Here is an 11,491-nt window from a genome sequence, read left to right as displayed (position 1 = left end):
AAGCGGGGGCCTTTTCCTTGTGCGGCCTACTGCGTCAGCGCGACCTTTTCGGTGTTGCGGATGATTTCCTGAAAGGCGGCGTCCAATTCCACCCCGGTCGACACCTCGAAATAGTGTTTTTGAGCGGTGGAGGCATCTTTCGACGAACAGTCCTTCAGCACCGCCTTTGCCTGATCCCGCTCGGTTGCCGACATGTCCTTGTTGTTCAGGTCGAAGCCGATGGTGAAAATTTCGATGCCGTCATTTTTCATGTTGCCGCACAGCGTTTCGGCGTTGCCGCGCGCAAGATTGCCCTGGCTGTTGTAGCGGCCCCCGGCACCGGCGAAGGCGGTATTGAACTGGCCATCGGTCATCAGGATCGCGACCTTGGCGATCTTCTTCGCGTTGACGTCCGAGGCGCCGTTGCCGAGGCCGGCATTCTTGATCGCAGCGCGCCATTGCGGCGACAGCATATAGTAGGTCCACTGAATGGCGATCGCGCCGGCGGTATAACCCTCAGCCTGGAAGTCGTCGATCGAACCAAGCAATGCGCCGGAATCGGCGGTCAGCGGGATCACTTCCGCATCGGGGCACTTGTTCATTCCGCCGCCATCGAGATGATCATCCCGGTTGACCAGGGCGTAGTACTTCTTGCCGTTCTTGTCCGTGCGAACAGCATCTGGGCCGTCGGCGCTCAAATCCGCGTCGCCATTTTTGTCCTTGCGCTCCGTGGCGCAATTATCGGGGCGTGGCATCGCCGCTCCGACAATGGAGATGTAGTCGCTGAAGGACGGCAGCAAATTTTTGCCCGTCTTGGCGACGAGAAGCGAACTGCCGGCGACGGGTGGCAGCTCAGAGCTCCCTGGCTTCTCGGCATAGACGTTTTCGGCCAGCTTGCCGGCGTTCACGCCGGATGCGTAAGGCACAATCGCGACGCGGATGCGGGGGTTCTTCGGATCCTGGTTCCGGAGCATCGTCCGAACGGCGTTTTTCGCTGCTGCTTTCAGATCGCCGATCTTGTCGACCTTGCCCCGCTTCGCCATCGAGCCTGTTATGTCGAGCATCATGGCCACCTCGATCTGCTTGTCCGAATAGAGCGCTGTCGTCGAGGCGGGAACGCGCTGCATGTCGCGCGTGCCGAACAGCGGGAAATAGAAGGCGACGTCGGCATGGGCCTCCGCCTGCACCGTCCTGGCGGTCCTGTCGACCGTCAGCCTGTCGAGCACGATCTGGTTGGCCTGCAGGATGCCGGCCGTGCTGTTGGCGTCGAGGAAGGCCTGCACCGATTTGTTGGCATCGGCCTCCTTGATGACGCCGGTCGTCAGGTCCCGCGCCGTCGACGTCACCGCGGCGTCGACCACGCTCTGCAGGCTCGATTTGGCGTTGTAGAGCTGGGTGATGTTGACGGCGAAGCCGACGCCCAGCGCCAAGACCGAGGCGGCGAATCCGAACAGGATGGCGAAATTCCCGCCGCGATGCCTGGCAAAGTCGCCGGCCGCGTCCACAAGACCCCCGAAAATCCGCATCGTTCTCTCTCCGCTCGCCCCGGCCTCGTCGCCGGGCGGATCGATGCAGGATTCCGGCCGGGCGCGGCCAGCGGCCGCGCACCAGGGACTAGACTCTTGTTTTTACTTCGCTTTCAAGGATGGAAAGGTGAATGACCAGTAAACGCCAATGCTGCGTTCGCGCGGCATTTACGAAGCGCTTACCAAGATCCTGCATGTCGCGGCACAGGGCGCGCGGCCGTGTCCCGCCGCGGCACAGCGGCACCTGTGCCAGAGCGAGGCAGTATGGGGATGCATGGAAACCCGGATCAGGCCAGCATCTGCGCGGTGACCGTCCTGTCGATGGCGTGGTAGGGCGGGTTGAACAGATTGTTCTCCTGTTCGTAGGTCCATACCTTGAACAGGCTGAGCCGGTGCGGGCCGAAACTGTGCAGCAACGGAACGTCGGTGGCATCGCGTCCGCGCGCGATGACGATGCGGCCGATCCTCGGAACATTGTGGCGGGGGTCGAACGTGTACCACTTGCCGTCGAGAAACACTTCCATCCATGCCGAGAAATCCATCGGCGCCGGATCGGCCGGCACGCCGATGTCGCCGAGATAGCCATTCACATAGCGTGCCGGAATGTTCATGCAGCGGCAGAGCGTGATCGCCAGATGGGCGAAGTCTCGGCAGACGCCGACCTGCTCCTCATGCGCCTGCGCCGCGGTGCGGGTCGAGCGGGCATAGCCATAGCCGAAGGACAGCCGGTTGTGGACGTAATCGACGATCGCCTGCACCCTCGCCCAGCCGGACGGCAAACGGCCGAAAAGCTCCCAGGCGAGCTGGCTCAGGTGATCGGTCTCGCAATAGCGGCTGCCCAGCAGATAAAACAGCACCTCGTCGGGCAGCTCTGCCACCGGCACCTCGCGTGCCAGCGTGTTGACCTCGTCCGTCTCGCCGCTGTCCTCGACCACGGCATCGTAGAGGATGCGAAAAGTGCCGGCGGGTGCGGTAAAGCGGCGGCACGAATTGCCATGCAAATCGCTGTAGAGCCTGGTCGGAACCGCGGGCGACGTCAGCATGCGCGTCTGCCGCTTGATGTCGGCCTGCCTGTCCCTGTGGATCTCGAGCATTGAAATCACCGGCGTGGCTCCAGCGCATTCAATGGCCATTTCGTAGCCGAGCCGAATCAGCATCGCGTCCCCCTTCGATGGTCGTGGAAAAGCAGCGAAGTTGAAACGCCGGAGGCGGATCGCGGTTCCCTGACTTGCGGAAAAGGGGACTGGCCGAAAAGGTGGCCGCGCGGCTTCCAATGCCGGCGCCGGGACGTTACCATCGGCGCTCCCTCGAAAGACCTCCCCGAAATCAAGGAAAATCATGTACGCAGGCAGAAAATTCGCCGCCTTCCTCTTCGACATGGACGGCACGCTCATCAATTCCATTGCCTCGGCCGAACGGGTGTGGAGCGACTGGGCGCGGCGGCAAGGGCTCGACGTCGCCGCCTTCCTGCCGACGATCCATGGCGTGCGGGCGATCGAGACGATCGCCGGTCTGGCGCTCCCGGGCGTCGATCCGGCGCATGAGGCCGACCTCTTGCTCAAGGCCGAAGCCGCCGATCTGGAGGGCATTGTTCAGATCGCCAGCGCCGCCGCGTTTCTCAACGCGCTCCCGCCGGGGCGCTGGGCGATCGTAACCTCGGCACCGCGCGAACTGGCGCTCTTGCGCATGAAGGCCGCCGGCATCCCCGTCCCTGCCGTGCTGATCGCGGCGGAAGATGTTTCACGCGGCAAGCCGGCGCCCGACTGCTTTCAGCTCGGCGCGACGCGGCTCGGTGTCGATGCGCGCGATTGCCTCGTGTTCGAGGATGCCCCGGCGGGCATCACGGCGGCCGAGGCGGCGGGCGCAGCGGTCATGGTCATAAACGCCACGCACCGGCATCCCCTGGCGACGCGGCATGCCGCGATCGCTGGCTACGACGCCATCGGCGTCACCGTCGACGAGCGGGGCTGGATCGCGCTCGAGCCGCAGCGGGCGGCGGCGGCGGCCTTCTAGGCTGTGGCGACACTCAAACACCCGATTGCCGGCAAATGAGCTGTTTGCTGGGCCGGCATATTAGAAATCGCTGGTCAGGCCCTTGATCTCCCAGTCGCCGTAGCGGCCGGGCTCCTTGCCGCCGCGGCCGCCGACTTCCTTCGGCACCGCGGCTTCCTTGCGGCGGTAGTCCTCGCGCCGCGCCGCGGCCTCTTCAAGCGCGCGGCGGGCGGCGGGCGTCAGCGTCTTCAGCCGCGCTTCGTCATCAGTGGCAGGTGTTTTACTGGTCTCGTCGTTCATGCGATATTCCGGCGGATTGAAACAGGCCGATTGAAACGGGTACCGGCGTTTCCCATCATATAGCGATGAGCCCACGAGGATCGACCCCCTTACATCACGACCAGGACGGGAGCAGACGATGAACACACTTCGCACCGCCATGCTTCTTGCCGCGATGACCGCGCTGTTCATGGGCGTCGGCTTCCTGATCGGCGGCACGGGCGGCATGATGATCGCCTTCCTGATCGCCGCCGCCACCAATCTGTTCAGCTACTGGAACGCCGACAAGATGGTGCTGTCGATGAACCGCGCCGTCGAGGTCGACGAGAAGAACGCGCCCGAATATTACGCCATCGTGCAGGCACTGGCCAAGCAGGCAGGCCTGCCGATGCCCAGGACCTACCTGATCGACAATCCGCAGCCCAACGCCTTCGCCACCGGCCGCAACCCGCAGAACGCGGCGGTCGCCGCTTCCACCGGCCTTTTGCAACGGCTGACGCATGAGGAAGTGGCCGCGGTGATGGCGCACGAGCTCGCCCACGTCCAGCACCGCGACACCTTGACCATGACGATCGTCGCGACCTTCGCCGGCGCCATCTCGATGCTTGGCAATTTCGCCTTCTTCCTCGGCGGCAACCGCGACAACAACAGCCCGTTCGGTTTTGTCGGCGTGCTGGCGGCGATGATCGTGGCGCCCTTTGCGGCGATGATCGTGCAGATGGCGGTCAGCCGCACCCGCGAATACGAGGCCGACCGGCGTGGCGCTGAAATCTGTGGACACCCGCTGTGGCTGGCCTCGGCGCTTGACAAGATCGCCCGGGGCGCCGAACGCATACCCAATCCGGATGCCGAGCGTAACCCGGCGATGGCTCATCTCTTCATCATCAACCCGCTGCACGGCGAGCGCATGGACAGTCTGTTCTCCACCCACCCGAGCACCGAGAACCGCATCGCCGCGCTGCAAGCGATGGCGCAGCGCATGGACGGTGGTGTATCGCGGTCCCCGCAGCGCCAGGCGCCAGTGCCGCCGCAGGCCGACGAGCCGCAATCGGCAGGACCGTGGGGCAAGCCGGCCGCGCCGGAACCGCCGGCAGAGCCCAAATCCAATCCATGGGGTCGCAATCCGACCGGGCCCAAGGGCCCGTGGTCGTGAGCGTGGCGGGCAGAGCACCTCGACGCACAGGTGGTCAGGAAGACAAAAAGGACGGCGAGTTCGTTGCCGGCCTTGCCGCCCGCAAAGCGGCGGCGCGCCTGCTGGCCGCTGTCATCGATGCGAGGACGCCGCTCGACGGCCTGACCGACCATGAAAACGGCCATCCGCAATACAAGGCGCTAGACCTGCGCGATCGCGGTCTTGTGCGCGCCATTCTGGTCACCGCGCTGCGCTATCGCATGACCATTGCCGGGCTGCTGGCGCGGCGTCTGGAAAAACCGCTGCCGGCCAATGCCACCGCGCTGTCGCATATTTTGCATGTGGCGGCCGCGCAGATCCTGTTCCTCGACATTCCAGACAGCGCCGCGGTCGACCTCGCCGTCACCCATGCCAAGTCCGATCCCCGCACATTGCGCTTTGCCGGCCTGGTCAACGGTGTGCTGCGCACGCTCGCGCGGATCAAGGAGGCTGAACTTCCAGAGGCCCTTGCTACCACCGACGAAGCGCCGAAATGGTTTTCCGACCGTTTGAAGGCCGCCTATGGCGTGGACGAGGCCGGACGGATACTCGCCGCCCACCGCCAGGAGGCCCCGGTCGATTTCTCGGTCAAGGCCGATCCGGAGCACTGGGCCGAAAGGCTCGGCGGCATTGCCCTGCCGACCGGCACGATTCGGGTGGAGAAGCTTGCCGGCCCGGTCACCGAACTGCCTGGCTTCGCCGAAGGCGCCTGGTGGGTCCAGGATGCCGCAGCCGGCCTGCCTGCCCGGTTGCTCGGTGATGTCGGCGGGCTTCGCGTCGCCGATCTTTGCGCCGCGCCCGGCGGCAAGACCGCCCAATTGATCGTGGCCGGCGCACGCGTCACCGCGATCGACACCTCGAAGAACCGGCTGGCGCGGCTGGCGCAGAATCTCGAACGCCTCCGCCTGTCGGCGGATATCGTGCAGGCCGATCTCCTCCAGTACGAGCCGGACGAGCTGTTCGACGCCGTCCTCCTCGACGCGCCCTGCTCCTCGACCGGCACGGTGCGGCGGCATCCCGACGTGCCATGGACCAAGACTGTGGCTGATGTCGAGAAGCTCGCCGATCTCCAGCGCCGGCTGCTCGCGCGCGCCGTCACCCTGGTTAAGCCGGGCGGAAGGATCGTCTTTTCGAACTGTTCGCTCGACCCACTCGAAGGCGAGGAGCTTTATCGTGGCTTCCTCGCCGCGACGCCTGGCGTCGTTGCCGACCCGCTTCGCGCCGGCGAGATCATCGGCATCGATCCCTTCCTGACGCAGGAAGGCACGCTGCGCACCACACCTGCCGACCTCGATCTCGGCTCGCCGCAACGTTCCGGTCTCGACGGCTTTTTCGCCGCGCGCATGCGTCGCGCCGGCTAGGGCAAGTCCACGAAAGCTGCGTGACGATTCTCCGTCCGGAATTGCGTGGAACAAGGATCTGGAGCGGAGTATGGATGCCCATCGGGCGCTGAACCGCTCAGGGGTTTAAGCATGGGAAGTTGCTGACTTTTTTGGGGAGCATCCGCGGCCAAGCCAGGCGCAGCGTCACCGCTCGCGGGAATTCGCCTTCGCATGAATCGTTGAATCAGATAAGCTTGCCCTTGGGATAGAGGACGATCAGGAGGGGTTTTGGCACTTGCTGCCGGCAACACGACGCGTCTGTGGGCGCTTGTCGCGAAGGAGTTTTGGCGCAAAACGCGCCGGCGCCTGCGTGCCGGACCGGTTTATCGCTGGCGCTATTCCGGCCGCACGCCCGAGCGGGTGCTGATCGCGCCGCCGGACCTGCGGCTGGCCGACCCGCAGATCGCGCTTGAGATCTACTATGGCCGCTATCCCTTGTCGGGACATATGGTCGAGACCGGCGGCAAGTCGCCCTTCCAGATCAGCGTTCCCAATTACGGCTGGCAGAAGACGCTGCATGGCTTTCGCTGGCTGCGTCACATGCGCGCCGCCGGCACCGAGCTTGCCGCCGCCAATGCGCGTGCGCTGGTGTCCGACTGGATCGCCACGCATGGAAACAACATTTCCGGCATTGCCTGGGAGCCCGGCACGGCCGCCAAGCGCATTATCGCCTGGCTGCAGCATTCCTCGATCGTGCTGCAAGGCGCTGAATTCCCGTTCTACCGCGCCTTCCTGAAATCGCTGGCCGTCCAGATCCGCTACCTCAGGTCGATGGCACGCGAAATGCCTGACGGCAAGGACAGGCTGCGCGCCCGCATCGCCCTCGCCTTCGCCGCCCTGTCGCTGCCGGCGCCCGCATCGGCGCTGCGCGGCGCCACCCGCAATCTCGCCGAGGAACTGGACCGCCAGATCCTTCCTGATGGCGGCCACATCTCGCGCAACCCAATGGCGGTGCTGGAAATCCTCGCCGACCTTTTGCCGCTGCGGCAGACCTACGCCAACCAGGCGGAAGCGCCGCCACAGGCTCTGATCGGCGCCATCGACAGGATGCTGCCGGCGCTGCGCTTCTTTCGCCACCAGGACGGCAGCCTCGCCCGCTTCAACGGCATGGGCGCCACCATCCATGACCGCATCGCCAGCATCCTGCGCCACGACGACACCGCCGGCTCGCCGCTGCTGCATGCACCGCATTCGGGCTATGAGCGGCTGTCCATGGGTGGCGTCACCGTCATCGCCGACACCGGCCTGCCGCCGCCCGTCCACGTCTCCAATGCCGCCCATGCCAGCTGCCTTGCGTTCGAGCTGTCGTCGGGCCGCCAGCATTACATCGTCAATGCCGGCATCGACACCTATGGCGCCGCCGAATTCCGGCCCCTGGCCCGCGCCACCGCCGCGCATTCGACCGCCACCATCAACGACACCTCGTCGGCGCGGTTCAGCCATTCGCTGCGCATCAACGATCTTCTGGGGTCGCCTTTGATCGGCGGCCCGCAGCATGTGCAGTGCAAGCGTATCGACCAGAAGGGCGTTCAAGGCTTCATCGCCCGCCATGACGGCTATATCCAGCGCTTCGGTTTCCTGCACGAGCGCGAGCTGAAACTGTCCTCGAACGGCAATGTGCTGACCGGCAGGGACCGCTTCCAGCGTCCTGGAGGTGCGGCGATCCGCAACAATGGCCGCGATTTCGTCACCGTGCGCTTCCACGTCCATCCCGACATCAACCTTTTGCAGGACGAGCATGACCGCCTGGTGCTGACCGCCGAGCAGGCCGACAGCTGGGTGTTCACCTGCACCGAGATGGTGCCGGAGGTCGAGGAATCGATCTACTTCGCCGGTCTCGGCGGCCCGCGCCGCAGCCGGCAGATCGTGCTTGCCTTCAAGCCGTCCGACATCGCCGAAGTCCACTGGCAGCTCACCCGCACCTCTATCGCCGGCTATCCCGAAAACAACTGACCGCGCCGGCGCTGACCGAGCTTGCGCCTTGATTTCCTGATCTCATATGATACGGCGCGGGCCTGCCCCTCCAGCCGTGAAAGCACGCCCATGGCCGTCGCCGCCAAGAACATTCCCGCTCCCGACCTCGTTCCCGTGCGTCGTGCGCTGCTCTCCGTCTTCGACAAGGCCGGCCTCATCGATCTCGCCAGGGCGCTCGCCGCTTCCGGCGTCGAGCTGGTGTCGACCGGCGGCACGGCAAAAGCGATCGCCGATGCCGGCCTGGCGGTTCGCGACGTCTCCGAGCTCACCGGCTTTCCCGAGATCATGGATGGACGCGTCAAGACCCTGCACCCGTCGGTGCATGGCGCCCTGCTCGGCGTGCGCGATGATCCCGATCACGCCGCGGCGATGCACAAATATGGCATCGAGCCGATCGACCTGGTCGTCTCCAATCTCTATCCGTTCGAGGAAGTCCGCCGCTCCGGCGCCGACTACGCGGCGATCGTCGAGAACATTGACATTGGCGGCCCGGCGATGATCCGCGCCTCCGCCAAGAACCACGCCTATGTCGCCATCGTCACCGATCCCGGCGACTATGCCTCCGTTCTCAATGCGCTGGAGATGAATATCGGCTCGCTTTCGCTGGATTTCCGCAAGAAGCTCGCGGCCAAGGCTTTTGCCCGCACCGCCAGCTACGACGCGGCAATCTCGGGCTGGTTCGCCGAGGCGCTGGAGATCGAGCACCCGACCTGGCGCGCCTTCGGCGGCAGGCTGGAAACCGTGATGCGCTATGGCGAGAACCCGCACCAGGGCGCCGGCTTCTATGTCAATGGCGACAAGCGGCCGGGCGTGGCCACCGCGCGCCAGCTCCAGGGCAAGCAGCTTTCCTACAACAACATCAACGATACCGACGCCGCCTTCGAGCTGGCCGGCGAGTTCGACCCGGCGCGCTCGGCCGCCGTCGCCATCATCAAGCATGCCAACCCGTGCGGCGTCGCCGAGGGTTCGACGCTGAAGGCGGCCTACGCCAGGGCGCTGGCCTGCGACCCGGTCTCGGCCTATGGCGGCATTGTCGCTGTCAATCGCATCCTTGACGCGGAGGCGGCCGAAGAGATCGTGAAGACCTTCACCGAGGTCATTATCGCGCCCGGCGCCACCGACGAGGCGGCAGCGATCGTGGCCGCGAAGAAGAACCTGCGCCTGCTGGTCGCGGGCGGCCTGCCGGATCCGCGCGCGATCGGCACAACCGTCAAATCCGTCGCCGGCGGCCTGCTGGTGCAGGGCAGGGACAACGCCGTCGTCGACGACCTCGAACTGAAGGTGGTGACGAAACGGGCGCCGACGCCGGCCGAACTGGCCGACCTGAAATTCGCCTTCCGCGTCGCCAAGCACGTCAAATCGAACGCCATCGTCTACGCAAGGGACAGCGCCACGGTAGGCATCGGCGCCGGACAGATGAGCCGCGTCGATTCCTCGCGCATCGCTGCCCGCAAGGCACTCGACGCCGCGGAAGCGGCAAGCTGGGCCGAGCCGCTGACCAAGGGCTCTGTCGTTGCCTCCGACGCCTTCTTCCCCTTCGCCGACGGCCTGCTGTCGGCCATCGAGGCCGGCGCCACCGCCGTCATCCAGCCCGGCGGCTCGATGCGCGACGACGATGTGGTTGCCGCTGCGGATGAACACGGTATTGCGATGGTGTTCACCGGCGTGAGACACTTCAGGCATTGAGCACTTCTTCCCTTCTCCCCTTGCGGGAGAAGGAAGAGTGCTACTCCGCCGCCCGGTCCGCCGGATACGGCGTCCTGATCAGGATCGCCATGCCTATGGCCAGGAACAGGATGATAACCGCCATGCCGAGCCGCGCCGAATCGCTCACCGCCGTGATGGTCGCCACCAGGAACGGCGCCAGGAAACTGGTCGCGCGCCCGGCCAGCGCATAGATGCCGAAATAGCGGCCGGATTCCGACGCCGTGACGCTGCGCGCCATATAGGACCGCGATGACGCCTGCACCGGCCCGAAGGCGAGCCCGATCAGCAATCCATAGAGGATGTAGGCCTTTTCCGCGGCGGTGCCGAACAGGCCCCCGGAATCGGTGGTCGAGAGCTGGATAAGCCCGAGCAGCGTGAAGCCGGGGCCGGTCGAGACGACGCCGATGGTAGCGATCGAAAGCATGACCAGCGCGATCATCACCACCGCCTTGGAGCCGAGCGCGGTGTCGAGCCGCGCGGCGATCCAGCAGCCGAAGATGGCGACGACGTTGAGGATGATGCCGAACATGCCGATTTCGGTGATCGACCAGTGGAACATGCCGGCAGCGAACGTGCCGCCGAGCGCCAGCAGCGCGTTGACGCCGTCCTGATAGATCATGCGGGCGACGAGGAAGCGGAAGATGCCGCCGCGCCTGCGCACCTCGGCCAGGGTCGACTTCAGCTCCGACAGGCCTTCGCGCACCGCAGGCTTGATCGGGATGCCTTTGATGGCATCGGGAGTGAAGAGGAACATCGGCAGGATGAACAGGAAATACCAGCCGGCCGACAGCGGCCCGGTGGCGCGGGCATCCTCGCCGAGCTTCGGGTCCAGCCCGAACAGCGGGTCGAGGCCGATGATGGTCTTGCCGGTCTCCTGCGATCCGGCCAGGAACAGCACGACGAAGATCAGCGCGATCATACCGCCGAGATAGCCAAGCCCCCAGGCCATGTTGGAGATGCGGCCGATCTCGCTCTTCGGCACCAGGCGCGGCATCATGGAATCGTTGAAGACGGTGGAGAATTCAGCCGCCACCGAGGCCAGCGAGAACAATGCCACGATCAGGAACAGGTTCGAGCCGGGCGCGGCGAGCCACAGCAGCGCCAGGCTGGCGATCTTGATCGCCGCGAAGAAGGCGATCCACGGCTTGCGCGGCCCGGTCTGGTCGGCGATCGAACCGAGGATCGGCGACAGCACGGCGATGACCAGTCCGGCCGCGGCGATGCCGTAGCCCCAGACGGCCTGGCCGGTGGTCGGATCGCTGGCCATGCGCGAAACGAAATAGGGGCCGAAGATGAAGGTGGTGACGACCGTGAAGAAGGGCTGCGCCGCCCAGTCGAACAACATCCACCCCCAGATGCCGCGCCCGGACGCCCGCTGCACTGCTACTTCGGCCATGTCCCCTCCGGTCGCCTTCGTTTCGTTGGGCGGTTCACCCCATGTCTGCATGTTTTCCGCTGGTCATGCAAACGAACAAGCGCCG

The 11,491-nt window shown here is 65.4% G+C and carries 9 protein-coding genes; 5 read left to right on the top strand and 4 right to left on the bottom strand.

What is annotated here, in order from left to right:
* Positions 1-26: 26 nt before the first annotated feature.
* Together FJ426_RS23020 and FJ426_RS23015 are read right to left on the bottom strand one after the other, a co-directional pair.
* On the bottom strand, positions 27-1,505 hold the full coding sequence (locus FJ426_RS23020) for a TadE/TadG family type IV pilus assembly protein (protein ID WP_140560733.1): 1,479 nt from the start codon (positions 1,503-1,505) through the stop codon (positions 27-29).
* A gap of 287 nt (positions 1,506-1,792) precedes the next feature.
* Complete coding sequence (locus FJ426_RS23015) at positions 1,793-2,662, bottom strand: transglutaminase family protein (RefSeq protein WP_140524987.1); 870 nt, start codon at positions 2,660-2,662, stop codon at positions 1,793-1,795.
* A 181-nt stretch (positions 2,663-2,843) separates the two neighbouring features.
* Between FJ426_RS23015 and FJ426_RS23010 the strand changes: the two genes are divergently transcribed.
* Entirely contained in the window at positions 2,844-3,518 is a 675-nt protein-coding gene (locus tag FJ426_RS23010; RefSeq protein ID WP_140492904.1) for an HAD-IA family hydrolase, read from the top strand.
* 60 nt (positions 3,519-3,578) lie between these two features.
* Here FJ426_RS23010 and FJ426_RS23005 read toward each other — a convergent pair whose 3' ends face one another.
* Positions 3,579-3,797, bottom strand: coding sequence for a DUF1674 domain-containing protein (locus FJ426_RS23005; protein ID WP_140518225.1), 219 nt, complete (start codon positions 3,795-3,797; stop codon positions 3,579-3,581).
* 118 nt (positions 3,798-3,915) lie between these two features.
* Between FJ426_RS23005 and htpX the strand changes: the two genes are divergently transcribed.
* From htpX to purH, 4 genes are all read left to right on the top strand, one after another.
* The gene (htpX, locus tag FJ426_RS23000; protein WP_140560732.1) at positions 3,916-4,929 is read left to right on the top strand and encodes a zinc metalloprotease HtpX; all 1,014 of its coding nucleotides are present in this window, start codon (positions 3,916-3,918) and stop codon (positions 4,927-4,929) included.
* Complete coding sequence (locus tag FJ426_RS22995) at positions 4,926-6,308, top strand: RsmB/NOP family class I SAM-dependent RNA methyltransferase (RefSeq protein ID WP_246672620.1); 1,383 nt, start codon at positions 4,926-4,928, stop codon at positions 6,306-6,308. The genes htpX and FJ426_RS22995 overlap by 4 nt, the downstream gene beginning before the upstream one ends.
* A gap of 249 nt (positions 6,309-6,557) precedes the next feature.
* Positions 6,558-8,282 carry a heparinase II/III family protein gene (locus FJ426_RS22990; RefSeq protein ID WP_140518222.1) on the top strand — a complete coding sequence of 575 codons (1,725 nt, stop codon included), beginning with the start codon at positions 6,558-6,560 and terminating at the stop codon, positions 8,280-8,282.
* A 90-nt stretch (positions 8,283-8,372) separates the two neighbouring features.
* Complete coding sequence (purH, locus tag FJ426_RS22985; RefSeq protein ID WP_140560730.1) at positions 8,373-9,989, top strand: bifunctional phosphoribosylaminoimidazolecarboxamide formyltransferase/IMP cyclohydrolase; 1,617 nt, start codon at positions 8,373-8,375, stop codon at positions 9,987-9,989.
* Between the two features lie 40 nt (positions 9,990-10,029).
* Here purH and FJ426_RS22980 read toward each other — a convergent pair whose 3' ends face one another.
* Complete coding sequence (locus FJ426_RS22980; RefSeq protein ID WP_140560729.1) at positions 10,030-11,406, bottom strand: MFS transporter; 1,377 nt, start codon at positions 11,404-11,406, stop codon at positions 10,030-10,032.
* Positions 11,407-11,491 lie beyond the last annotated feature (85 nt).

This window comes from Mesorhizobium sp. B2-6-4 (genome assembly GCF_006441495.1).
GTDB lineage: Bacteria > Pseudomonadota > Alphaproteobacteria > Rhizobiales > Rhizobiaceae > Mesorhizobium.
The sequence above is the reverse complement of the archived record's forward strand: the minus strand, read 5'-3'. Positions and strand labels throughout refer to the sequence as shown.